This window comes from Brevibacillus aydinogluensis, assembly GCF_961514395.1.
Classification (GTDB): domain Bacteria; phylum Bacillota; class Bacilli; order Brevibacillales; family Brevibacillaceae; genus Brevibacillus; species Brevibacillus aydinogluensis.
Genome location: NZ_OY569118.1, coordinates 3,583,706 through 3,607,059 on the forward strand (window position 1 = coordinate 3,583,706; position 23,354 = coordinate 3,607,059).

The following is a 23,354-nucleotide window of genomic DNA, read 5'->3' on the forward strand; positions in this document are numbered from 1 at the left end:
CCGTATGGGGGCAGCCTTTGTCGTCTCGTTGATTACAGTTTTTCGGAAACAAGTTTGGCCTGCGTAAACAGCAGCAGGTAGTCCGGACCGCCCGCTTTGGAGTCCGTACCGGACATGTTGAAGCCGCCGAACGGATGCACGCCAACCAGAGCACCAGTGCACTTGCGGTTGAAGTACAGGTTGCCCACGTGGAATTCGGTGCGTGCTTTTTCCAGATGCGCGCGATTGCGGCTGATTACGGAGCCGGTCAGGCCGTACTCGGTGTTGTTGGCGATTTCCAGCGCGTGGTCAAAGTCACGTGCCTTGGTAAAGGCCACCACCGGACCGAAGATTTCTTCCTGCATGATGCGCGCCTGCGGATCAACATCGGCAAATACGGTCGGCATGATGAAGTAGCCGCTGTCCGGTCCTTTTTCGCCGCCGACCATCAGCTTGCCTTCCTGTTTACCGATCTCGATGTATTCGAGAATCTTGTTGTATGCTTTTTCGTCAACAACCGGACCGGTGAAGAATTCCGGATTGCGAACATCGCCGACGGTGAGCTGTTTCGTCAGCTCCACGACGCGGTTCAGCACCTGGTCATATACATCCTGGTGAACGATCGCCCGGGAGCATGCGGAACATTTTTGACCGGAGAAGCCAAACGCGGATGTCACGATGGCTTGCGCCGCCAGTTCCAGATCGCAGTCGTTGTCTACGATGATGGAGTCTTTACCGCCCATCTCGGCAACGAGGCGCTTGATCCATTTTTGGCCCGGACGGTGTTTGGCCGCCAGTTCATTAATGCGCAGGCCCACATCGCGGGAACCGGTAAAGCTGATGAAGCGGGTCAGCGGATGCTCCACGAGGAAGTCGCCGATTTCGCTGCCGGAACCAGGCACGAAGTTGACGACACCCGCCGGAACGCCTGCGTCTTCCAGGATTTCCATGAACTTCGCAGCGATGACCGGCGTGGTGGATGCCGGCTTCAGCACAACCGTGTTGCCCGCTACGATTGCAGCCGTGGTCATGCCCACCATGATCGCCAGCGGGAAGTTCCACGGCGGGATCACGATGCCAACGCCCAGCGGGATGTAGTACAGTTCGTTGTCTTCGTCCGGAATGCGGGTCAGCGGATGGCGTTGAGCCAGTTTGTCCATTTGGCGTCCGTAGTATTCCATGAAGTCGATCGCTTCCGCCGTGTCAGCGTCGGCTTCTGCCCAACTCTTGCCTGCTTCCTTGACCAGCCACGCAGAAAATTCGTGTTTGCGGCGGCGCAGAATGGCAGCTGCTTTGTAGAGGTAGCGGGAACGCGCTTCCGCCGGAACAGCTTTCCAGCTCTCAAAGGTTTGAGCGGCAACCTGAATCGCTTTTTCCGCCAGGGCCTGATCGGCCTGGGAAACGATCCCGATCACTTGTTCTTTATTGGAAGGGTTGATGGAGCGGGATTTCTTTTCCGTTTTGATGCGCTCGCCGCCGATGATCAGATCGTACTCGCGGCCCAGCTCGCTTTCCACTTTGGCAAGCGCTTCTTCAAACGCCTTCTTGTTCTCCGGCAAGCTAAAATTGGTAAACGGCTCGTTTTTGAATTCCACTTGCATCTGTGACGCCTCCTTATCATGTTCTCCAAATTGTCATCACAAATTATATGCAAGGATCATACCAACCTTGTACGACCTGCAGACCACTATAGTGTTTGCATTTTTACCGAAAAGCAACAGTCCGTAAATGGAATTGGATATGAACAAAAATGTGCAATTATCTGAACACACGTAGACAAAAGTGTCTCCTTATTTACTTCACTTGATATCTTCATCATGATGAAGTTGCTGCTTGCGAAAACAGAAGCCGGTCATCCCCGTATACGCGGGAAAACCGGCTTTTTCATTTTCATATATGAAGTATTTCTCGCTTTCTTGCCAATAGACAGGACGTTTTTACTGACGATAGATGTGCATGTACGGCTCTCCGCTGGCCGGCCGGATGTAAATCGCCAACGGCCGGTTGATCGACTGCACGTACAGATTGACGTGCACGCTTTTGTCAAACGCCTCATCAATCGCAGCTGCAGCAAATTGTGTGAACTGCAGCACCTCTGTTCGTGAATCGTACTCGGCTGTTGCGGTAATGGTGAGTTCCGTCAACTTGCCGCCCATGAATCGACCAAGTCCGGTCATGCCGATGTATTCTCCGAAGAAGTTTTGCGTTTGCCGCTTAAACTTGTCGAACTGCAGCGATTGCTGTGCATAATTTTTCTCCGCAACATCGCTGGGGAACAGGAAGTATTCCTCGTTAATGGGCTGCCATTTGGAAATGGCAGTCTCATTGGCGTTTACGGTTCCCGACATGATGAAATGGCCCGGCACCAGCGTCGAGTTTTTGTCCGGCACCTGGTAGAGCGCGAGCACGATCGGGATCTGCGGATTGTCTGCGCGGACCGCCTGCACGATGCGGGCGGCCACCTGCTGCCCTTTGGCGCGCAGTTCATCCGTATTGTAGGTCTTCTCCTTGCCCGTCGCGTCCATGTAGATCGGCGACAGGGAGATGCCGAGCACCATGCCGGCCAACTGCTTCTGCTGCTTCTCCAGATAGTCGTGCTCCAGCACATTGACGAGCAAGCCCGTCTTCTTTTTTCCGTCCGGGGCTTTGATATTGTACTGCGCAATCCATTCGCTGACCTGTTCCGCTTTTATCTGCTGCCCTTCCTGAAACAGGTACTCGTCCGTGGGAAACGTATCACGGGCAATTTCCATCAACCCCAGCTCCAGACGGCTGAAATCGATCCGGTAGCTGTTTCCTGCCAGCATGCCGCGTGTCTGGTTGGGTTTGTAAGGAACGATGCTCCCGTAGTAATCTTCCGACACCGCCACCACCGAAGTGATGGTGGGATTGGGCGGCAGGTTGTTTTTCTGGCCGCCCCCGGGCCAAAACGAGCAGCCCGCTGTGACAACCGACAGGAGTGCCGTCAACGCCAGTGAATAGAACTTGGACTGTTTTTTCATTTTCATAACCAGTACTCCCTTGTATTTGCAAACAGGCATAACGCCCTTGTTTCTCGCCTGGGTGGTCAGTTCCACTTCGTCCACTTGTCATCAGTGAGTGCGTACACAAAGGCAGATTCGCCGATGCCCACCCACCTGTACGGGCCTGCTCCGGGCGCAACCACGATCAGCTTTTCCGGAGCCTTGGCCGCAAGCGGTCGCCACTCTCCGTCCTCTTTTTCCATGATGCCCTGTTCGGTGGCTACCGCCAGTATCCCCGTCGTCCGGTCGACGGCCAGACAGTAAATCTGCTGCACATTCGGTACCGTTTCCGTGTACCACTGCCCGCTCTCGTGATAGAGCAGATTGTATTGCGCAGCCACGTACAGGCGGTCTTCCAGCGGATTGTAATCCATCGCGTACACTTCCTGATCCAGCGGCAGCCACATCTTCCACTGGTCACCCTCGTCAGACGACTGGTAAATGCCCTCGCCGGTGACAAAGGCAAACAACCGGATCTGGTCACCCTCACGTGTGCCGATAAAACTGCGAATATTGGCCGGCTTGGGAAGCCCTTCGTCCGCCCGATTCCACGTCTCTCCCCCGTCTGTGGAGCGCATGACCCCGTCACTTCCGGCCATGAAGATCTGCCGTGGGTTCTGCGGATCGACATACCAGCCCGCTACGTCCTCCTGCTCCAACTGCGGGAAGAGAAGTCCCCACAAACCGCCGCCGGCCGAGCTGTACAGACCGGAGTGGGTCCCCACCCAGACCTGCCGGGCATCCGCTGTCATCGCCAGGTTGTGCACCACTTCCCCTTTTTGCAGAACGTCTTGGTAGGTCAAGTCACCCGGTATGGCGGCCGCTGTCACTGCAGGGGTCACCGGCTTGCTCCGCTCGTTCTCGCTGCAGCCTGCCAGAAGCGCCAGCGCCGTTATGACCATTCCCGCACGCAGCAAGCGATACATGCTTACCACACCCTTTCCCGTTCTCAAACACAGGTGGCCGCTGTATGGCTACTTGTTGTTCCCTTCCAAAAGCTGCAAAAAGCCGGCCTCGTCCATGACGGCCACACCCAGTTTTTCCGCTTTTTCCAGTTTGGAGCCTGCCTTTTCACCGGCAATGACCAGGTCGGTCTTTTTGCTGACACTGCCCGTCACTTTGCCGCCCAGGCGCGTTATCGCTTCTTCCGCTTCCTGGCGGGTCATGCTGGACAGCGTGCCGGTGAGGACAATCGTTTTACCGGCCAGCGGCAGGTCGGCTCCGCTTTCCGCCCGTACGCCCTTGTAGGTCATGTTGACGCCTGCCGCCTTCAGCCGTTCGATCACTGCTTCGGCCTGCGGCTGCCGGAAGTAGTTGACGAGGCTGGCAGCCATTTTCGGTCCGATCTCGTTGATCTGCGTCAGTTCTTCCTCACTGGCGCGCATGATGGCGTCCATGTCGCCGAAGTGTTCGGCCAGGACGCGCGCCGCCTTGGCTCCGACGAGGCGGATGCCGAGGCCAAACAGCAGCCGCTCCAGCGAGTTTTCCTTGCTGGCTTCGATTGCCGCCAGCAGGTTGTCGACCGACTTTTCGCCCATCCGCTCCATGCCGAGCAGCACGTCCCGCTGCTGGTGCAGATAGTAGAGGTCGGCGACGCTGTGAATGATGCCGGCGTTAAACAGCTGGGCCACCACTTTCTCTCCGAGCCCCTCGATGTTCATCGCCTGCCGGGAAACGAAGTGGATGATGCCTTCGCGAATCTGCGCCGGACACATCGGATTGATGCAGCGCAGGGCCACCTCATCGTCCAGGCGAACCAGTTCGCTGCCGCATTCCGGACAGTGCGTCGGCATGGAAAACGGCACTTCCCCGCCGGTTCGCCGTTCGGGCAGGACGGCCACAATCTCGGGGATGATGTCCCCCGCCTTCTTGACCACCACGTGGTCGCCGATCAACAGCCCCTTTTCCCGGATGATGTCCTCGTTGTGCAGGGAAGCCCGTTTGACCGTCGTTCCCGCCAGGCTGACCGGCTTCAGCAGGGCGGTCGGAGTGACTGTCCCCGTGCGGCCCACGGACACCTCGATGCCCTCCAGAATCGTGACCGCCTCTTCCGCCGGGAATTTGTAGGCGATCGCCCAGCGCGGGCTTTTGGCGGTAAAGCCCAGTTCCTGCTGCTGGGCGTAGCTGTCCACCTTGATCACCATGCCGTCGATGTCGTACGGCAGGTTCCGCCGCTTGTCCGTCCAGCCGTGGACGAATTCGATCACATCCTCGATGTTGTCAAACACCCGTCGCTCCGGGTTGACCTTGAAGCCCAGCGACTCCAGCAGGTTAAGCCCTTCGCTGTGCGACTCCACGCTCTCCCCCTGCAGCTCGCCGATGCTGTAGATAAACGTGTCCAGTTGGCGGGACGCGGCAATTTTCGGATCGAGCTGGCGCAGCGAACCGGCCGCCGAGTTGCGCGGGTTGGCAAACAGCGCTTCCCCCCGCTCTTCCCGCTCCCGGTTCAGCTTTTCAAACGCGCTGCGCGGCATGTACGCCTCGCCCCGCACCTCCAGTGTCAGCGGCCGGGTCAAGCGCAGCGGGATGGACCGGATCGTCCGGAGATTCTGCGTGATGTCCTCTCCGGTGGTGCCGTCACCGCGGGTCGCCCCCTTGACGAACAAGCCGTTTTCGTAGTGCAGGGAGACGGCCAGCCCGTCGATTTTCAGCTCACAGACGTAGTGGACGGTCTGGCTGCCCACCGTCTGCCGCACGCGCCGGTCAAAGTCGCGCAGGTCCTCGTCGTCAAACGCGTTGCTCAGGCTGAGCATCGGCGTCTTGTGCACCACTTTTTCAAAAAAGGGCAGCGGTTCGCCCCCGATCCGCTGTGTCGGCGAATCGGGCGTCACCATGTCCGGGAACAGGTCTTCCAGATCCTGCAGTTCCCGCATGAGCATGTCGTATTCCTGGTCCGTAATTTCCGGTCGGTCCTCTACGTAATACAGACGGTTATGCCGCTCGATTTGTTCCCGCAGTTCGCGAATTCGTGCTTCTGCCGTCAATCGGTCCATCTCATTCATCCTTTGCTATACCGTTTCATATTTCACTTTTTGTTAAGCTCGTTCAATCGGGGCAAACTTAGCCAGCAGTTTCTTGATGCCGATCGGGCTGGGGAAGGCGATGTCCAGCTCCATGTCGTCTCCGCTTCCCTTCACCTTGACCACTGTTCCGATGCCCCATTTTCCGTGCTTCACCTTTTCGCCCACTTTCCAGTCGATACCTGCGGCCGCGCCGTGACCCGGCAGCTTGGCCGCAGACTGCGCAGGCCGGCCAAACGGCGAGGCACCCGTCCGCATGCCTGTCGCGGATCGCAGCCCCGTCTGTGTCTGCGCGCCAAACGGCCGACCAGCCGCTTCCCGCTGGCCGAACACCCCGATACGGGCAAAGCGTCCCTCGATCACCGGGCTGCCGTCCAATAGTTCTGCGGAAATTTCCTGCAAAAAGCGGGAAGGGGGATTGTTCGTGGTCCGGCCAAACAGGGTGCGCATCCGGGCGCAGGTCAGGTAGAGGCGCTCTTCCGCCCGGGTGATGCCGACGTAGGCGAGGCGGCGCTCCTCCTCCATTTCCCCTTCGTCAAACAGCGCCCGGCTGTGCGGAAACACCCCTTCCTCCATGCCGACCAGAAAGACCACGGGGAACTCCAGCCCCTTGGCGCTGTGCAGGGTCATCAGCACGACCTGGCCTTCCGCGGAGGGGTCTTCTTCTGCTGTCCCGTCCTCCGTCAGCGTGTCAATGTCGGCAATCAGCGCCAGGTCGGTGAGGAAGGCGAGCAGGCTCTTGTCGTCGTTTTTCCGCTCAAACTCCTGGGTAACGGACAACAGCTCCTCAATGTTTTCCAGACGGGCGGTCGCCTCCAGCGTCTTCTCCTCTTTCAAAGCCTCCCGGTAGCCGGTCCGCTTCAGCACCTCTTCCACCAGCTCTGTCACCGTCAGGTAATCGGTCATCTGCATCAGGTTGGTGATCAGCTCGTTAAAGGCGAGGATGGCGTTGGTCGTGCGCGTCGGCAGCCCCATGTAGCCCACTTCCTGAATCGCACCGTAAAGCGACAGGCCGTGCGCGCTGGCGTAGTTCTGCAGTTTTTCCACGGTCGTCTCCCCGATGTTGCGCTTTGGCACATTGATGATCCGCGCCAGGCTGATGTCATCGTCGGGGTTGGAGATGACCCGCAGATAGGCGAGAATGTCCTTGATTTCCTTGCGATCGTAGAATTTCGTGCCGCCCACGATCGTGTACGGAATGTTCGATTTGATAAACACTTCCTCGACCACGCGGGACTGGGCGTTGGTCCGGTAGAGCACGGCGAACTTGTCGTAGCGCTTGTAGGCGGGCATCAGCTTGTTGATCGTGTCCACGATGAAGTACGCCTCGTCGTGCTCGGAATCACCCTGATAGCAGCCGATCTTTTCCCCGGTCGGATTTTCCGTCCAGAGCTTTTTCTCCTTGCGCATGACATTGTGGGCGATTACCTGGTTGGCCGCCTGCAAAATCGTCTTGGTGGAGCGGTAGTTTTGCTCCAGTTTGATCATTTTCGCTTCCGGATAGTCCTTTTCAAAGTTCAAAATGATGGAAATGTCCGCGCCGCGCCACTTGTAAATGCTCTGGTCGGCGTCCCCGACGCAGCAGACGTTGCGGTAGCGGTCGGCCAGCATGGAAATCAGCATGTACTGGGCCCGGTTGGTGTCCTGGTACTCGTCCACATGGATGTAGCGGAACTTTTTCTGGTAGTATTCCAGCACTTCCGGCACTTCCTTGAACAACCGGACCGTCGTCATGATCAGGTCGTCGAAGTCCAGCGACTGGTTGCTCTTCAGCTTTTTCTGGTACGCCTCGTACACCCTGGCCACGACCTGGCTGTACGGATCGGCCGCCCGTTTGGCGTACGCCGCCGGGTCCGTCAGCTCGTTTTTCGCTCCGCTGATTGCCGCCAGGATGGCGCGCGGTTCGTATTTCTTCGGATCGAGATTCAATTCCTTGAGGCATTGCTTGATGACGGACAGCTGGTCGCCCGCGTCAAGAATGGAGAAGCTGCGGCTGATCCCCAGGCGGTCGATGTCCCGCCGCAATATCCGCACGCACAGCGAGTGGAACGTCGAGATCCAGATGTCCTCCGCTCCCGCGCCGACGATGGACGCCACGCGGCTCTGCATTTCCCGCGCCGCCTTGTTGGTGAAGGTAATGGCGAGGATGCTCCACGGCGCCACCTGTTTTTCGCTGATCAGGTAGGCGATGCGCTGGGTCAGCACCTTGGTCTTGCCGCTGCCCGCACCCGCCAGAATCAGCACCGGCCCCTCCGTGGTCAGGACCGCTTCCCGCTGCTGCGGATTCAGTCCAGCTAAAATTCGGTCAATTGTTGCCATATGTATACGTCCACCTTTCTTGCCTGTCAAAGCGCTCCCGAACGAAAGCATATGTTCCTATTTTCGCACAGATCGAAGGCAAGTTCCAGTTGAATCCGATCCCTCGCTCATGCAATCCCTGCCAACGGAAAGACCGCCGTACCCGCGCAGGAGCAGCGGCGGTCCTTTTCATGGCGCATCCAATATCACCGGCAGTCCATAACGTCCCCTCGCATCGCTGTCAGCGGGATTGCTGGGACGACAGCAGCGGTTCGTACATCATCATCGCGCGATTTTCCGCGATAAATTCGTCATCGAGCCATTCTCCGTCCAGCGTGTACACCCGGCGGTGCAGGACATTGGTTCGCTCGTAGCCTCCCCAGATGGCCGGGGTAATGGCATGCTCCTTTTCGTACACTTCGTACCGCCGCGTGGGAGGGTATTCGGCTCTCCACTCGCCGACGAGGTGAGTGTCGGTGAGAAACACGTGCAGCTGGAACGATTGCTGAGTCTGGTTGGCGATTTGCAGATCGAGGTAGTTGTAAAAACAGGTGGCCCCGCTGCCGAACGGCTGGGTCCGGTTGGCGTCGGGAAACACGTCATAGCCGTGCCGATGCCGCTCCGTGACCGTCAGCGGAGTGTGCAGGGTCATCCAGTATACAAGGTTGGACAGCTGGCACAGTCCTCCCCCCACACCGGATATGACGCGGCCGTGTGACAACAGCATGCCCTCCACGTACCCTTTCCTACGCGTCGGCTTGCCGATCAGCCGCCAATAGGAAAAGGTTTCCCCGGGACGAACGATCACCCCGTTCAGCCGTTCGGCAGCCAGGCGCAGATTGATGATTTTGTTGTGCTGCATCCACATGTCCACATTCTTGAGCCGACGCAGGAGCGGCGTCTGATGACGGATGTGCAGATGGGGCAAGAGTTCGCTTTGCTTTTCACGCGAATACTGCTTTCCCCCCAGCAGCCACTCTGCGTACCGTTTCAGGCGGTAGAAGCACACTCCCGCCGCCAGCCGCAACCGACTTCGCGCAACAGGTCTCATTTGCTACCTTCCTTTCCGGCAACTCTTTGGATCATGCACACACGATTACGGATTCGTGTGTGAACAGAATGGGCGATACATTTCTTCCCCCTGCAACCAAAGACCCGCACATTCACATACTGATAATCTAGGGAGGAGATGCGCATGTTTCGCACGGGAATCACCTTGTCCGCCACCCTGTTGACGGCGCTGCTTCAGCCGGCTGCCGTTTTGACCGTCGCATCCGATTTTTCGTACCACCGGACGGAAACGATCGCACACCGGGGGGCTTCCGGCTACGCACCGGAGAACACCATGGCCGCGTTTCGCAAGGCGGTGGAGATGAAGGCGGATTACATCGAGCTTGACGTGCACGTCAGCAAGGACGGTCATCTCGTGGTCATCCACGACAATACGGTCGATCGGACGACCAACGGCACCGGCCGCGTAGGCGCCCTCACCCTCAAGGAGATGCTCAGGCTGGATGCGGGCCGTTTCTTCCACTCCGCCTTTGCCGGGGAACCGATCCCTACCCTTGACCAGGTGCTGGACGAATTCCGCGGCAAAATCGGCATCCTGATCGAGCTGAAGTCGCCGGAGCTGTATCCCGGTGTAGAAAGCAAGGTGGCCGACGCCCTGCAGAAGCGCGGCATGGATAAGGCACGCAGCGCAAAGGTTATCGTGCAGTCCTTCCATTTTGAATCGCTGAAACGGTTTCACAAGCTCCTGCCGGACATACCGATCGGTGTGCTGACCAACAAGGCGAGTCATTTGACAGACGCGATGCTGGACGAGTTTGCGACCTACGCCAACTACGTGAACCCCAGCCGCAATCTGGTGACCGCCGATCTGACCGACCGCATCCACGAACGCGGCATGCAGGTCTTCGCCTGGACCGTGCGCAAACGGGCCGAGGTGAATCCGCTGCTGATTGCGGGCGTTGACGGCATCATTACCGACTTTCCGGATTATGTGCCCTCCAGCCATCGCAGATAAGCGCCATCTGCCACACCCGGCGTCGGGCAAAGCAGACAAAGGGTCGCCCCACGGAATACGGGCGCCCTTTTTTTGGTGCCGGACGGCATTTTGTCTAGTTCATAATCGGCACTTCCCCAATGGAAACACACAGATTTTGGCCGTTTGCCGTTTACCAACATCGTAACACAAAAGTTTGTTGATTATTGGAATTTTTTCCACATTTTCAGGTGAAATAAAAAACCATTTCGCGAGTCCGGCTATCTAATAAATGGGAGGAAGGAGGCAACGAGATGACAGATTTCATCGAGAAGGCAAAAAAAGGAGATGGTGAGCGGACGTTTCTCGTACAAAATCGAACAGGCCCGGATCGTCGGCAAGGAAGAGCGCATGCAGACCGCGATGACAAAGGCTGATCAGGAATTGGTCGAACCGGAAAAGCAATTTTCGCCAGGAACGGCTTACCTTGTCTATCAACGAACGGATCGTCCGGATATGGAATCCCATTACTACCAACAAAAGAGCCTGGTCATTGCCGATTTGTCCGCATTCCAGGACCAGTTGGGCCTGTTTGCAGAGATTCCGGAAGTATTGGCGGGCGGTTACCGATTTGTCGAAGGGTCACTGGACTTTGAAATAGACCGAGCGGGTTACGATGAGCTCCTTTGACGACCTGCCCAGCGGAAAAACGAAAGACGCGGGAAAAACAGGGGGCACAAGTCTCACTTCGTCGAAACACCCAGATGTTTGCCCCCTGCCCGCGTCACGTCTTGGAGCGGACATCATCCACTTCTTTGCTGGGCGTCAAGAGAGCGAGCGGGCCCGATCACCCATGCGCCACGGACTTAGTCTACAAACTGAAAGGAGACTCATCAATGAGTCTCCTTTTCCCTTACCGCTGCTTCTGCACGCCTTTGACAGCGGCAACCGTCGCGAGCGCCGCCTGCAAGTCGTCGTAGATCACGTTGCCCACCACGACCGTGTCGGCGATCGCCGCCATCTCCGCCGCCTGCTGCGGTGTGCGGATGCCGCCGCCGTAAAACAGATGCGCCCCTTCGGCTCCCGCCCGGCACGCCCGGACCAGTTCCGGGTCGCCGTAGGTGCCGCTGTACTCCACATAGACGATGGGCAGGCGGCAAATGTTTGCCGCCACCTGGGCATATGCTTTGGCCTCGTCGCTGTCTGCGATTGGGCGGGCCTTGGTCAACTGCGCCACGCTAGCCTCGGGGTTGGCGATCAGGTAGCCTTCCGTGAAGATCTCTTCCCAGTGGATGTAGGAACCGTACGCCTTCAGGCCGGAGACATGCGGCGCAAAGATCCAGTCCGGATCGCCCGCGTTGAGCACCAGTGGTATGAAATAGGCGTCAAAGCCGGGCACTACCGCATCCAGCGAGGAGATTTCCAACACGGCCGGGACCGCGTAGCGGCGGACCCGTGCCATCAACTCCAGCGTGTTGTCGTACGTCACGCCATAGGTGCCGCCGACGATGATCGCATCCGTCCCCGACTCGCACAACGCTTCCAATGCCTCGTCGCCAATCGTTTTGTCCGGGTCCAGTTTGAAGGTATGGCGCCAGCCACGATAGTCAATCACCGATGTCTGCCTCCCACTCTACTTGCCGATCCGCTCCAGCGCCAGTTGGTAGCCGTCGTTGCCGTAGTTCAGACAGCGCTTCACACGGGAGATGGTCGCCGTGCTCGCTCCTGTCTCCGCTTCGATCTGGTTGTACGTGTACCCCTTGCGCAGCATGCGGGCCACTTCCAGGCGCTGCGCCAGCGACTGCATTTCGTTCACGGTACAGAGATCGTCGAAAAAGCGATAGCACTCCTCGATGGTTTCCAGGGAGAGAATCGCTTCAAAAAGCTGCTCGATCCCTTTGCCTTTCAATTTTTCCAATTGCATCACAATCACCCCATCATTTCGCAGGGAATGTTTTTCACTGTAAAATTTTCAAGCACTAAAGCCCTAAGGCTATTCTAATCTTAGAAGATATGGCGCCACTTCGCAAGCCCTTATTGGTATTTCACATAGTGGGACAGCGATGGTGCGTTGGGGACGATCTCCACCCACGTGTTGCCCGGCAGCAGCGGCAGTTCCTTGGTCATGGCCGCGTCCTCATACGCGCGAATGATGCCGCCCTGCCGCTTCCACTTGATCTTGCGCGCCATTCCCTGTTCAAACAGATAGCCGTCACCCGGGCCGACTACATCCACCTGGCGCCGTCCTTCCTTGTCCAGCACGCGGTGTCGGGCGGCGATAACCAGCACGTTGGTGGCGGATAACTGCTCGCCGGTTGTCAGGTCGAGGTGCGGCTTGCCGTCGGTCAGACGCAGGTATTTTTTCTTTTCATTGTCGTACTGAAAAGCTGCCTTGTTCAGGCGATGGAACGTGATGTCGATCTGACTGGCCGGCTCTCCCCCGGTAATCTCAGCATCAGCCGGCAAAAAGGACATCCGCGGCAGATCGCTGTTCGTCCGCATGCCCTTGTCGCGGATCGCCTGCTCGATCAGGTCGGGCTTGGTGTAGAGATTATGCGGCGGGTTGCGAAACGTTTCCCGCCAAAAATAACGGCCGTTGGGAATCTCGTCCAGATGACTGTAGTCGGAACGTGCCAGCGTCGCCAGTGCTTCCGGGCTGCCGCCCGCGTGTACGAGCACGGCGTCCAGGCCGACGCCAATCTCGATAAAATACTGGCGAATGCTGCGTACCGGGCCGATCACGTCCGGCCGCTGGCTGTGAAAGACAGCGAGAAAACGGGTCATTTCCCCCTCCGCCAGCACCTCGTACACCAGGTCTGCCTGATTCAACCCGGACTGCGGACGCGCAGCCGGCGCGTTGTTGATCATCACCATGATCGGCCGCTGTTCCAGCTTCACCGGGCTTCCCAGACCGGTAAACGGGGCGGTGTAAGCGTATTTCGGCTGTTCGGTCGGAGGTGTTTCTACATGGGGAGCGGGCGGTTGCTCCGGCTGGGGCGTGGTGTCGCCCGGTTTTCCGGTACACGCCGTGAGCAGCGCCAGAGTCAGCAGCGTCAACATGAATGGTGTGCGTCTTCGCATGGGAGCGCTCCTTTCCAGTTTTCTCATTGCCTTCCTCTCTTTTCTGCGCGTGACAGGAGAATCCTGCTTCCACACGTTTTGCACGATTCTCATACGCCCCTCCCACACATCACCAACGGCGCTGTGCTACAATGTTACCAAACGACTGAGGCAAAGCGAGGAATGAACCATGCAGACTCCCTACCTCGTCTATCTCGTGGACGACGAAACCAATCTGCTGGGGCTTTTGCAGTCCTACCTGGAAAGCGCCGGTTTCCGGGTCAGGGCGTTTTCCAGCGGGGCCGACGTGCTGCCGGTGCTGGACGAGCCGGAACAGCCCCACATCTGGATTTTGGACATCATGCTGCCCGACATTGACGGATACGAGCTCCTGCGGTTGATACGCAGCAAATCGGACGTGCCGATCATTTTCATCTCCGCCCGGGATCAGGACATCGACAAAATCATCGGGCTGGAGCTGGGCAGCGACGACTATCTGGCCAAACCGTTTTTGCCCCGGGAACTGGTCATCCGGGTGCAAAAATTGCTGCAGCGCACGTACGAAAAAGGGCCAGTCCTCGCAGCAGCCCAGCCGCAGGCGTACCAGGATTGGGTCGCGGTAGGGCCGTACCTGATTTCGGAGAAAGGCCGGCTGGTCAAGGAAGGGGACAACCTGATCGAGTTGACCACCAAGGAGTTTGAACTGATCATCTACCTCCTGCACAACCAGGGGCTTGCCCTGAACCGGGAACAAATCTTGACGGCCATCTGGGGAGAGGATTACATCGGATCGGACCGGGCGGTGGATGACCTGGTCAAACGCATCCGCAAAAAAATGCCCAAATTCCCGCTGGAGACCGTCTATGGCTTCGGCTACCGTTTGACCCGGCCGTGATGAATCCCATGATGAATAAATTCCGTTTGAAAAACCTGCCGCTCTCCCGGCAGATATTGATCTTGTTCATGCTGCTGACCAGCGTGCTGGGGATCGGCGTGGGCATCGTCTATCCCTTTGCCGTCAAGCATTATCTGGTCAACAACACGTATGCCCTTTTGGAGGAAGAGTTCTACACCCTGTCGGAACACATCGCCTTCAACGAGCACAACGAGCTGCTCCCCGTTCCCGCGGCCGCTCCCTACTTTTTGCAATTGCTCCTGTCGCGCTATGAATACTCGTTTGACATGATCGTCTTTTCCGCGGACGGCCATGTGCTGGGCAAGCGCTTGACAGACAATCTCTCCTACGAGGACACAGTCGACCTGTTCAGGGGGGCGTCCTCCTTTCCCCGGAACCGGCTGCAGCACGGCACGCTCGAACGGGGCGGGGAGGACTACCTGTTTGTCAGCAAGCTGATGGATTACCACGGCTTTCCCTACTACCTCGTCCTCTTCTCCAAGGAGCGGGAACTGAACCAGATCAATGCGCTCTTGACCCGCCAGTTTATGATCATCTTCATTATTCTGCTGCTGGTGAGCTGGCTGTTGGCTGTCTGGTTCAGCCGCTATCTGAGCAAACCGCTGCGTACCTTGGACGAGTCGTGCCAAAAGATTGCCCGCCGGCAGTTCGACATCCCGCTGACGATGGACCGGGAGGACGAGATTGGCCAGCTGGCCCGCTCGTTTGAGTCGATGAAAAGCCAACTGAAGGAATACGACGAGTCGCAGCGCCACTTTATCCAAAACATCTCGCACGAGTTGAAGACACCGATCATGGCGATACAGGGGTATGCCCACGGCCTGCTGGAAGGCGTGTTTAAAGGCCCGCAGGCGGAAAAAGGGCTGGAGATCATCATGGAAGAGAGCAAGCGGCTGGAAAAGGTAGTAGGTCAGCTCCTCTACCTGACGAAGATCGAGTCGGTCTCCCAGATGATGCAGATGGGGCGCGTCGATTTGGCGGAAATGTTCAGCCTCCTGCAGCAGCGCCTCTCTGTGCTCAACCCGGCCGTCAACTGGGAACTGCGTCTGCCTGCTGCGCTGGTGCTGGAAGGAGACGGCGAACAGCTCAGCACGGCGTTCGTCAACATCCTGGAAAATCAACTCCGCTACGCAAACAGCCGGCTGACGATCACCGGTACCCAGACGGGCGATACGGTGACCGTCACCATCTCCAATGACGGGCCGCCCATCGAGGAAGCCCTGCTGCCCCATCTGTTCCAGCGTTTTCGCAAAGGCAAATCGGGCAAGCACGGCCTCGGTCTGGCCATCGCCCGCGCCGTCTTCGAAGCCCACGGCGGAAGCATTTCCGTGCGAAATGAGGCGGACGGCCCCTGTTTTACGGTGACGCTGCCGGTTGACAGAAAATAGACTTCCGGAATGAATTGAAGTCCCGGTCATCCCGGGACTTTTTTGCTGCGCGCCGACCGTTTATGTCCAAAACAATTTCCATTTTCACACAATACGGAATATTCATTGACGTATATGCTATATCCTGATATGTTAGAGAAAAATATATTTCTCACAAATGATATGGGGGTTACGTCATGAAATCACAAACCGTTCGCTTGTTGCTTGCCGGATTGCTGGCAGGTTCGCTCGTTGCCGGCTGCGGCGGGGGCAATTCCACTTCTTCGGGAGGCAATGAAGGCAGCGGCGGAAACGCCGGCTCCAACGTTATCAAAATCGCCACGCAAAGCCCGCTGTCCGGCACGCAGTCGCTGGAGGGCGACGGGATCAAGCTGGGGGCGCAGTTGGCCGTCCAGGACCGCATGGAAGACTTCAAAAAGCTGGGCTTTGACCTGCAGCTCTTCCCGCAGGACGACCAGGCAGACCCGAAAATCGGCGTCTCCAATGCGGAAATGCTGATCGCCGACCCGGATGTATACGCCGTGATCGGCCACTACAACACCGGTGTCGCCATCCCCTCGTCCGTCAAGTACGAGGAAGGCAAACTTGCGATGATCTCTCCGGCCAACACCGGCGTTGAACTGACGGAAGCAGGCAAAAAGAGCGTAAACCGCCTGGTGGCGCGCAACGACCAGATCGCGCCGGCAGCAGCCAAATACGCCAAGGAAAAGATGGGCATTACCACCGTCTTCATCGCCCACGACAAGACCGCGTACGGACAGGGGCTGGCCGATGAGGTGCGCAAGGCGTTCAAAGAGCTGGGTGTGAAAGAGGTGGCCTATGAAGGCATCAACCCCGGCGAAAAAGACTACAGCGCAATCGTGAACCAACTGGTGGCACACAAGCCCGACCTCGTCTTCTACGGCGGCATGTACGCCGAGCTGGGAATCATCGCCAAGCAGGCCCGCGAGAAGGGCTACACGGGCCAATTCATGGGCGGTGAAGGGCTGGAGTCGAACGACATGTACAAAATCGCCGGACCTGCCGCAGAAGGCATCGTCTACGCAACCGTGGTCAGCGACATCCGCTCCCAGGAGGAAGGCAAGAAGTGGGTGGAACGGTTCAAATCGGCATTCAACAAGGAACCGGGCGCATTTTCTCCGTTTGCCTATGACGCAACCCTGGTCGCTCTGAACGGCATCGAGCAGGCGATCAAGGAAAACGGCGGCAAAAAGCCGACGCGCGAACAGGTGATGAACGCCATCCGCGCCACAAGCGAATTCAACGGTTTGTTTACCAAAGTGAGCTTTGACGAAAAGGGAGACAACAAGCACTCCCAGGTGTATATCTACAAGTTCGGCAAAGAGAAAGCCGAGTTTATCGGCGAAGCGGGACAATAACCCGCTTTCCGGCGCCTGCGCACAGCAGGCGCATTTTTTTGCCTCTGCCGGCTTGCACACAGCAAAATACCCCTTTGCGCTCGCAGCCGGACATAGCCGGCAGACGCTGCGCAAAAGGGTTGTCCATCAACAAACAGGCTTGTTCCTCGACATGTGCTACACCTCTTCGATCAACCGAGCCAGCAGGGCAGCGCGTCTGGGAATCTCGTCCAGCTCCACAAATTCCTCCGGCGAGTGGGCAAACCCGCCTTTTGCCCCCAGCCCGTCAAGGGTAGGGAGACCGCAGGCGGCGGCGAAGTTTCCGTCGCTGACGCCGCCGGTGCCCGACTCCCGCAGCGACATACCCAACTCCTCTGCCCCAATCTTCCGGGCCAGGGCAAACAGGGCGGCGACCTGCTCCGTCCGTTCCATCGGCGGACGGCGGATGCCGCCGGACACCGTCAACCGCGCGCCGGACAGGCTGGGCGTCAGTCCCGCAAACAGCCGCTCAATTCGCCGCGCTTCCTCCAGCGTCCTCACCCGGACGTCCACTTCTGCTTCGGCGTAATCGGCCACCACATTGGAGCCGATTCCCCCTTTGACCAGCCCCACGTTGACGGTCGTCCCGCTCGCATAGTCGGTCAGTCCGTGCAGGTACTGCACCAGCCGGGACAGCTCCTCAATCGCCGACACTCCTTTGTCGTGGTCCACCCCGGCGTGGGCGGAAACGCCGTGGACGTGCAGAGTAAAGTGGGCGCTGCCTTTGCGCCACGTCTTCAGCGCGCCGTCCGGCTCCATCGGCGGCTCCAGCACGAAGCCGGCCAGGGAACGGGACGCCTCCCGTTCGACGAGTGCCCGCGAGGTAGGGCTGCCGATTTCTTCGTCGCTGTTGAGCAAAAGCACCACCTGCTTGTCAGCCGGCAGACGGTTCAGCTCCGCCAGCGAGCGCAGCGCAAACATCGCCTGCAGCACGCCCGCCTTCATGTCGTAGACGCCCGGGCCGTATGCTTTTCCCTCCCGGATGAAAAACGGACGACGGGCTGCTTCCCCTCGCGGCCAGACCGTGTCGTAGTGGCCAATCAACAGGACTTGTCTGCTGCCGCTTCCCAGCACGCAGCGGACCTGGTCGCCGTAGACGCTGTTGGGGATTCGCTCCGCCCTGCCTCCGGTCAGTTCCTCGAAGCAGCGGGCAAACCACTCCGCCATCCGATCCCCCGCCTCCTTGTCGCGTGAGGGGGAATCCATGTTGACGCAGGCTTCCAAGAGCTGGATCAGGTGTTGGTGATGTTGTTGCAAATACGAGTGAATTGACATCGTGCCTCTTCCTTAATGGGATTGGGAATTGAGTCCAAACAGGCGCTCCAGCCCGTACACCTTTTCCAGCAAGACGATAAACACCAGGCTGAGTAGGATGACGACCGCGGAGATGGAGGCCACCAGCGGGTCCAGCGTCTCCTGCATGTAGGTGAAAATAGCCAGCGGCAGCGTTGTCGTGTCGGGCGCCACCAAGAAGAGCGACACCGTCACGTTGTCAAACGAGGTCAGAAACGAAAAGATCATACCCGACACGATGGCCGGCCGCAAAAGCGGCAGTGTGACGTCCCAAAACACCCGCAGCGGCCGGGCTCCCAGCATGTAGCCCGCCTTTTCCAGGGTGTAGTCGAACGTGCTGAGGCCGGTCAGCACCAGCCGCACCACGTACGGAATGGAGATCAGCGTGTGGGCCAGGAGCAGGCCGGTAAACGTGCCTGCAATGCCGATCCGCGTAAAGAACAGCAGCGCGGCGATCCCGATGATCAGCGACGGCACGGTCAGCGGCGACAGCAGCAGGCCGTTGATGACCCCGCTGCCGCGGAATTTGTACTTGCTCAAGGCAAAGGCCGCCAACGTGCCGATCAGCGTCGCCAGCACGGCCGTAATCGCGGCAAGCTGCAGGCTGAACCAGAACGACTCGATAAACTCCGGCCGATCCAGAATCTTGTCGTACCACTGCCAGGAAAAGCCATCCGGCGGAAACGACAGGTATCCGGCCGCGGTAAACGAGCTGGGGATGATAACCAGAAACGGTAGGTTGACCAGAAGCAGCACAAAGAAGGTGATCAGTCCGAACCCGTTCAGCTTTTTCATGACGCAAACACCTCTTTGTATCGCTTGGTTTCAATCAACCGCGTGTACAGAGTGACCAGCAGGATCGTGCTGCCCAGCAGCAGGAAGGACAGTGCCGCTCCCAGCGGCCAGTTGAGCGTCGACATAATCTGTTCGTAGGCGATGACCGGCATTACTTTCACAGAGGTGCCCCCCATCAGCGCCGGCGTCACAAACGCGCTCATCGACAAGCTGAACACCAGTGTCGTACCGGCGATAATACCCGGCAGGGTGAGCGGCAGCGTCACGGTGAAAAACGTCCGCAAGCGAGACGCTCCCAAAATGGACGCCGCCTTGGACAGCGGCGGATCAATCGCATACAGGCTGGTGGCGATCGCCAGCACCATGTAGGCGATAAATGAATCGGTCAGGCCAATGACCACGCCCAGCTCGTTGTACATCAGGCGCAGCGGTTGGTCGATCACGCCCAGCCTCAGCAGCGTTTCGTTGATCCAGCCCTTTTCACCGAGTACAACCACCCAGCCGAAGTTGCGGATCACCACGCTGATCAGATGCGGCGCCAGAATCAGTATGGTGACGACGCCCCGCATCCGGCCTGAAGCCTGCGCCATGAACATGGCCACGGGAAAGCCGAGCAGGAGCGTGCACAGCACCGTCCAGAGGCTGATGCGGATGGTCCGCCAGAGAATCTCCAGGTAAAACGGGTCCTGGATGAACAACAGGTAGTTTTGCAAGCTGAACGCCTGCGTGTCGTCCTGAAAACTCAACAGGAGCATCAGCAGCATCGGAATCAAAAACACGCCCAGGAGCACGATCATGCTCGGCGCCGTCAGCAGCAGAATGGAGATACGCTTGCTCATCGGCTATCCCCTCTCCGCCGGCATGACCAGCACGTCTTCGCTCTCCCAGCGGCAGTTGACCGCCCTGCCGGGGGTAAGCTGCATCCCCTGCCCGTCCATCTGCACCTTAACGGACAGGGTATGACCTCCCACCTTCACCTCGCACTCGGTAAAGGCGCCCAAAAATGAGGCAATCATCAACTGGCCGCTGACGTGATTGACCTCACTCGCTGCCGCTCCGTCCGCCAGCCGGATTTTTCCGGCCGCACAAACACCGCCACTCTTTCGCCAGGAACAAACACCCGCTGCTGCCGGGCCGCCCTGACGATGAGGCCGCCCATCGTTTTCACAGTGAGACTCTCTCCGTCCTGAGCGAGTACGACTCCTTCCAGGCGATTGGTCTTGCCGATGAAGGTGTGGTCGAACTCGGAGGCGGGACGGTTGTAGATCTCCTCAGGCGTGCCGATCTGCTCGACGCGGCCGTGGTTCAGCACGACGATTCGATCCGACAAAGAGAGCGCTTCTTCCTGGTCATGGGTAACGAAAATGGTGGTCACGCCGATCTCCTGGTGCAGCCGCTTCAGTTCGTCGCGCAGTTCTTCGCGCAGCTTGGCGTCCAGGTTGCTGAGCGGCTCGTCCAAAAGAAGCAGCGACGGCTCGATCACCAGTGCGCGGGCGATCGCAATCCGCTGCCGCTGACCGCCGGACAACTGCTTGGGATAGCGTTCGGCCACATGCGGCAGCTTGACCAATTCCAGCACCCGCTTCACCCGCTCCTGCATCTCGGCTTTGCCCACCTTGCGCAGCTTCAGCCCGTAGGCGACGTTTTCCGCCACCGTCATGTGCGGAAACAGCGAATAGGTTTGAAACACCATGCCCAGTTCGCGCTTGTAAGGGGGGACGCCGTTCATGCGCCGCCCTTTGATCAAGAGCTCCCCTTCGTCCGGGTCCAGAAATCCGGCGATCATGTTCAGCGTGGTCGTCTTGCCGCAGCCGGACGGCCCGAGAAACGAGACAAACTCTCCCTGCTCCACCTGCAGGTTGAAATCCCGAACCACGACGTTATTCTGGAACTTCTTCATGATGTTGCGCAGTTCGACGTCAATTACCTTGCTCAAAGGGACACCTACTTTCCTGTCAGCGGCGCGATCTCTTTGTTGAAGCGATCGAGCCACGCGGACATTTCCTTGCTGATCGTGTCGTAGTCGAAGTTCACCACTTTACTGCGGTCAAACTCCAACTGCTTGGCCACGTCTTCCGGCAGCTTCACGGCCGTGGCCGGGTTGTAGTAGAGCTTGGTCGCGTACATGATCTGCACCTCGTCGCTCAGCAGGAAGTCGATAAACGCTTTGGCGGCGTTGGGGTGCTTGGCCCCTTTGACCAGCGTGGCGACGTTCGGCACGATGTTTCCGCCCTCTTCCGGGAAGACGAATTCCAACGGCAGGCCCGTCTCTTTTTGCGTCAGGCTGCGGGCCATCGTCCAGGTGGTGTAGGCTGCACTTTTGTTTTGCAGGTTTTGTTGGAGTTGGGCCGCGCTCTTGGCAAACGTCGGCATGTAGCTCGCAATCGTTTTCATTTTTTCAAAGCCGGGCTCGATGTTTTTCTCCGAACCGCCGTTGGCGTAGGCCAGCATGATCATCGTGGAGCGGCCGAAGTTGCTGGCCACGTCGGTCATTGTTATATAGCCCTTCACTTCCGGTCTGGTCAAGTCGTTCCATGACTTGGGCACCGGCAGGCCTTTTTCCTTGACGAGCTCCGCGTTGTACGAGATGCCCATCGGCGTAAAGTTGACGGTTACTCCGCTGTTTTCCGCGACGCGCAGGTCCTGCGGAACGTTTTTCATGTTGGGAATGTCCGTCTCGGAAAGCGCCTCCCACAGCCCTTCCTGGCGCCCTTTTTCCTGTTCGCCTCCCTCGACGATGGTGACGTCGATCTGCGGCGCGTTTTTCTGCGCTTTTACCTTGGCCACGATATCGGTCGAGACGCCGGAGACGTAGGTCATCTTCACGTTCGGGTACTTCTCGTTGAACTTCTTGAAAATCTCGTCTTTCATTAGCTGTTCGACGGTGGCGCCGTTGCCCGCCACGACCAACGTGTCCTCCAACTGCGCCTGTGCCTGGCTGCCGCCCTGCCCCACAGGCTGGCCGGACGCGGTTGACTGCCCGGCGGAAGACCCACAGCCGGCGAGCAATGAACCGGTTAAAGCAAGAATGGACAGTACCGATAATGCCTGTTTCTTCACGTGTTCATCCCCCGCTATGTGTATGTTTATTGGCAAATCGTTCACGAATAGAAAACACAGTTTCCTATTCGAGAACTATAGTGATATACTATCATAAAGGAGACTGACAATTCAAGGTAGTCTGAGTAAAGGGATGATTATCTCTTTTCGAACCGTAAAGTCTTCCCGGTTATGGTAGACTAATTCTAAATGTGAGCTTTGGAGGAGTCGTATCCATGGATCATTTTCTGTCTTCCGTACGCAACAGCTGCCGGCTCTTGAAAATCTTCCTCGACGCGCCCAAGGAGCTCGGCGTGACGGAATTGAGCAAGCGGCTGCAGCTCTCCAAGGGAGCGGTGCACAAGCTGCTGGCGACGCTGGAGGCGGAAGGATTTATCCGCCAAAACGAAAAAACCAGGCAGTACACACTCGGCTACACGCTGCTGGAGCTGGGCAACAAGGTGCTGAAAAACCACGACATCGTCGACTTTGCCGCTCCCTATATCAACCGCCTGGTATCTCGCACGCAGGAGCTGGTCGTGCTGTGCCTGCAGGACGTCACCGACGCCATCTACGTCACCAAGGTGGATTCGCCTCACCCGATCCGCTTTACGGTCGAGACGCACCGCCGCTTCCCCCTTTATTCCACCTCCGCGTCCCGCGTGCTGTTGGCCTACAAACCGGAATCGTTTCAGGACGAGGTGCTGGCGGAGGGAATCCGGACATACACGCCCTACTCGTACACGTCAGCCGACGAGATCAAGCGGGCGCTGCAGGAGATCAGGGAACGGGGCTACGAATTCAGCTCCGACCGGCGCAACGTGGGCGTTACCGGGATGGCGGCGCCGCTGTTTGATTCCACCGGTGAAGTAGCCGCATCGGTCAGCGTGATCGGCCCGTCCGACCGCGTTCTTCCCCAGAAGGATGCGATCCTCAGGGAACTGCTGGAGACCGTGCGAGAGATGTCTGCAGAATTGGGGTACCGTCCGTGAGCACTGCCGATGCTGTGCCCGGATCAGCCATTTGGTCTGGTCCGGGCTTTTTTGTGCACGCGGCTGGCCCATATAAGCGGAAAACAATAACGTTTACGTTAACGTTACCGTTTTGTATCATAAACCTTGTCTGTTTGTCGTCGTGCCATTACACACGCGTATGGGAGGGA

Annotated in this window: 19 protein-coding genes and 1 pseudogene; 6 read left to right on the forward strand and 14 right to left on the reverse strand. The window is 58.2% G+C overall.

All coding sequences use genetic code 11. From position 1 onward, the window contains the following. Positions 1-32: 32 nt before the first annotated feature. The 6 genes from pruA to Q7F15_RS17730 form a co-directional block, all read right to left on the reverse strand. Positions 33-1,580: an L-glutamate gamma-semialdehyde dehydrogenase gene (pruA, locus tag Q7F15_RS17705; RefSeq protein ID WP_212132181.1), complete on the reverse strand. Its 1,548-nt coding sequence runs from the start codon at positions 1,578-1,580 to the stop codon at positions 33-35. A gap of 336 nt (positions 1,581-1,916) precedes the next feature. After that, the gene (locus Q7F15_RS17710) at positions 1,917-2,987 is read right to left on the reverse strand and encodes a CamS family sex pheromone protein (RefSeq protein ID WP_212132182.1); all 1,071 of its coding nucleotides are present in this window, start codon (positions 2,985-2,987) and stop codon (positions 1,917-1,919) included. A 59-nt stretch (positions 2,988-3,046) separates the two neighbouring features. Further along, entirely contained in the window at positions 3,047-3,928 is an 882-nt protein-coding gene (locus Q7F15_RS17715) for a WD40/YVTN/BNR-like repeat-containing protein (RefSeq protein WP_171565245.1), read from the reverse strand. A 48-nt stretch (positions 3,929-3,976) separates the two neighbouring features. Further along, the gene (gene ligA, locus Q7F15_RS17720) at positions 3,977-6,004 is read right to left on the reverse strand and encodes an NAD-dependent DNA ligase LigA (protein WP_376717855.1); all 2,028 of its coding nucleotides are present in this window, start codon (positions 6,002-6,004) and stop codon (positions 3,977-3,979) included. A 33-nt stretch (positions 6,005-6,037) separates the two neighbouring features. Continuing rightward, a complete protein-coding gene (pcrA, locus tag Q7F15_RS17725; RefSeq protein WP_212132183.1) occupies positions 6,038-8,341 on the reverse strand; it encodes a DNA helicase PcrA in 2,304 nt (767 codons plus the stop codon). Positions 8,342-8,561: 220 nt separating this feature from the next. Further along, positions 8,562-9,371: a VanW family protein gene (locus tag Q7F15_RS17730; protein WP_171565248.1), complete on the reverse strand. Its 810-nt coding sequence runs from the start codon at positions 9,369-9,371 to the stop codon at positions 8,562-8,564. Between the two features lie 144 nt (positions 9,372-9,515). Between Q7F15_RS17730 and Q7F15_RS17735 the strand changes: the two genes are divergently transcribed. Then, positions 9,516-10,346, forward strand: coding sequence for a glycerophosphodiester phosphodiesterase (locus tag Q7F15_RS17735; protein ID WP_171565249.1), 831 nt, complete (start codon positions 9,516-9,518; stop codon positions 10,344-10,346). 306 nt (positions 10,347-10,652) lie between these two features. Beyond that, complete coding sequence (locus Q7F15_RS17740; RefSeq protein ID WP_230077722.1) at positions 10,653-10,994, forward strand: hypothetical protein; 342 nt, start codon at positions 10,653-10,655, stop codon at positions 10,992-10,994. 223 nt (positions 10,995-11,217) lie between these two features. Here the strand turns inward: Q7F15_RS17740 and pcrB are convergent, their stop codons facing one another. From pcrB to Q7F15_RS17755, 3 genes are all read right to left on the reverse strand, one after another. Continuing rightward, the gene (gene pcrB, locus Q7F15_RS17745; RefSeq protein WP_171565251.1) at positions 11,218-11,919 is read right to left on the reverse strand and encodes a heptaprenylglyceryl phosphate synthase; all 702 of its coding nucleotides are present in this window, start codon (positions 11,917-11,919) and stop codon (positions 11,218-11,220) included. A gap of 18 nt (positions 11,920-11,937) precedes the next feature. Continuing rightward, entirely contained in the window at positions 11,938-12,228 is a 291-nt protein-coding gene (locus Q7F15_RS17750; protein WP_029100795.1) for a YerC/YecD family TrpR-related protein, read from the reverse strand. Positions 12,229-12,338: 110 nt separating this feature from the next. Beyond that, positions 12,339-13,385: a DUF3048 domain-containing protein gene (locus Q7F15_RS17755; protein WP_230077721.1), complete on the reverse strand. Its 1,047-nt coding sequence runs from the start codon at positions 13,383-13,385 to the stop codon at positions 12,339-12,341. A gap of 169 nt (positions 13,386-13,554) precedes the next feature. Between Q7F15_RS17755 and Q7F15_RS17760 the strand changes: the two genes are divergently transcribed. The 3 genes from Q7F15_RS17760 (at position 13,555) to Q7F15_RS17770 (ending at position 17,047) form a co-directional block, all read left to right on the forward strand. Next, positions 13,555-14,259: a response regulator transcription factor gene (locus Q7F15_RS17760; protein WP_171565253.1), complete on the forward strand. Its 705-nt coding sequence runs from the start codon at positions 13,555-13,557 to the stop codon at positions 14,257-14,259. 11 nt (positions 14,260-14,270) lie between these two features. After that, entirely contained in the window at positions 14,271-15,668 is a 1,398-nt protein-coding gene (locus Q7F15_RS17765; protein WP_212132186.1) for a sensor histidine kinase, read from the forward strand. Positions 15,669-15,844: 176 nt separating this feature from the next. Continuing rightward, complete coding sequence (locus Q7F15_RS17770) at positions 15,845-17,047, forward strand: branched-chain amino acid ABC transporter substrate-binding protein (protein ID WP_304414747.1); 1,203 nt, start codon at positions 15,845-15,847, stop codon at positions 17,045-17,047. Between the two features lie 156 nt (positions 17,048-17,203). On the opposite strand, the gene Q7F15_RS17775 is transcribed toward Q7F15_RS17770, so the two are convergent. The 5 genes and pseudogenes from Q7F15_RS17775 to Q7F15_RS17795 form a co-directional block, all read right to left on the reverse strand. Beyond that, complete coding sequence (locus Q7F15_RS17775; RefSeq protein WP_212132189.1) at positions 17,204-18,340, reverse strand: M20 family metallopeptidase; 1,137 nt, start codon at positions 18,338-18,340, stop codon at positions 17,204-17,206. A gap of 12 nt (positions 18,341-18,352) precedes the next feature. Beyond that, positions 18,353-19,153, reverse strand: coding sequence for an ABC transporter permease (locus Q7F15_RS17780; protein WP_171565256.1), 801 nt, complete (start codon positions 19,151-19,153; stop codon positions 18,353-18,355). Next, on the reverse strand, positions 19,150-19,992 hold the full coding sequence (locus tag Q7F15_RS17785) for an ABC transporter permease (protein ID WP_304414748.1): 843 nt from the start codon (positions 19,990-19,992) through the stop codon (positions 19,150-19,152). The genes Q7F15_RS17780 and Q7F15_RS17785 overlap by 4 nt, the downstream gene beginning before the upstream one ends. A gap of 3 nt (positions 19,993-19,995) precedes the next feature. After that, positions 19,996-21,089 (reverse strand): annotated as a pseudogene (locus Q7F15_RS17790) (ABC transporter ATP-binding protein). Between the two features lie 8 nt (positions 21,090-21,097). Further along, positions 21,098-22,213 carry an ABC transporter substrate-binding protein gene (locus Q7F15_RS17795; RefSeq protein WP_304414749.1) on the reverse strand — a complete coding sequence of 372 codons (1,116 nt, stop codon included), beginning with the start codon at positions 22,211-22,213 and terminating at the stop codon, positions 21,098-21,100. A gap of 215 nt (positions 22,214-22,428) precedes the next feature. Here Q7F15_RS17795 and Q7F15_RS17800 point away from each other — a divergent pair, with 215 nt between their 5' ends. Beyond that, positions 22,429-23,184 carry an IclR family transcriptional regulator gene (locus Q7F15_RS17800; protein ID WP_171565260.1) on the forward strand — a complete coding sequence of 252 codons (756 nt, stop codon included), beginning with the start codon at positions 22,429-22,431 and terminating at the stop codon, positions 23,182-23,184. Positions 23,185-23,354 lie beyond the last annotated feature (170 nt).

What these genes read in the sequence shown, in the direction of transcription:
- Q7F15_RS17755 (WP_230077721.1), bottom strand. Translation starts at nt 13,385, where the DNA reads ATGCGAAGACGCACACCATTCATGTTGACGCTGCTGACTCTGGCGCTG.
- Q7F15_RS17800 (WP_171565260.1), top strand. Translation starts at nt 22,429, where the DNA reads ATGGATCATTTTCTGTCTTCCGTACGCAACAGCTGCCGGCTCTTGAAA.
- Q7F15_RS17785 (WP_304414748.1), bottom strand. Translation starts at nt 19,992, where the DNA reads ATGAGCAAGCGTATCTCCATTCTGCTGCTGACGGCGCCGAGCATGATC.
- Q7F15_RS17750 (WP_029100795.1), bottom strand. Translation starts at nt 12,228, where the DNA reads ATGCAATTGGAAAAATTGAAAGGCAAAGGGATCGAGCAGCTTTTTGAA.
- Q7F15_RS17735 (WP_171565249.1), top strand. Translation starts at nt 9,516, where the DNA reads ATGTTTCGCACGGGAATCACCTTGTCCGCCACCCTGTTGACGGCGCTG.
- Q7F15_RS17710 (WP_212132182.1), bottom strand. Translation starts at nt 2,987, where the DNA reads ATGAAAATGAAAAAACAGTCCAAGTTCTATTCACTGGCGTTGACGGCA.
- Q7F15_RS17775 (WP_212132189.1), bottom strand. Translation starts at nt 18,340, where the DNA reads ATGTCAATTCACTCGTATTTGCAACAACATCACCAACACCTGATCCAG.
- pcrA (WP_212132183.1), bottom strand. Translation starts at nt 8,341, where the DNA reads ATGGCAACAATTGACCGAATTTTAGCTGGACTGAATCCGCAGCAGCGG.
- Q7F15_RS17765 (WP_212132186.1), top strand. Translation starts at nt 14,271, where the DNA reads ATGAATAAATTCCGTTTGAAAAACCTGCCGCTCTCCCGGCAGATATTG.
- Q7F15_RS17760 (WP_171565253.1), top strand. Translation starts at nt 13,555, where the DNA reads ATGCAGACTCCCTACCTCGTCTATCTCGTGGACGACGAAACCAATCTG.
- Q7F15_RS17715 (WP_171565245.1), bottom strand. Translation starts at nt 3,928, where the DNA reads ATGTATCGCTTGCTGCGTGCGGGAATGGTCATAACGGCGCTGGCGCTT.
- ligA (WP_376717855.1), bottom strand. Translation starts at nt 6,004, where the DNA reads ATGAATGAGATGGACCGATTGACGGCAGAAGCACGAATTCGCGAACTG.
- Q7F15_RS17780 (WP_171565256.1), bottom strand. Translation starts at nt 19,153, where the DNA reads ATGAAAAAGCTGAACGGGTTCGGACTGATCACCTTCTTTGTGCTGCTT.
- Q7F15_RS17770 (WP_304414747.1), top strand. Translation starts at nt 15,845, where the DNA reads ATGAAATCACAAACCGTTCGCTTGTTGCTTGCCGGATTGCTGGCAGGT.
- pruA (WP_212132181.1), bottom strand. Translation starts at nt 1,580, where the DNA reads ATGCAAGTGGAATTCAAAAACGAGCCGTTTACCAATTTTAGCTTGCCG.
- Q7F15_RS17730 (WP_171565248.1), bottom strand. Translation starts at nt 9,371, where the DNA reads ATGAGACCTGTTGCGCGAAGTCGGTTGCGGCTGGCGGCGGGAGTGTGC.
- Q7F15_RS17740 (WP_230077722.1), top strand. Translation starts at nt 10,653, where the DNA reads ATGGTGAGCGGACGTTTCTCGTACAAAATCGAACAGGCCCGGATCGTC.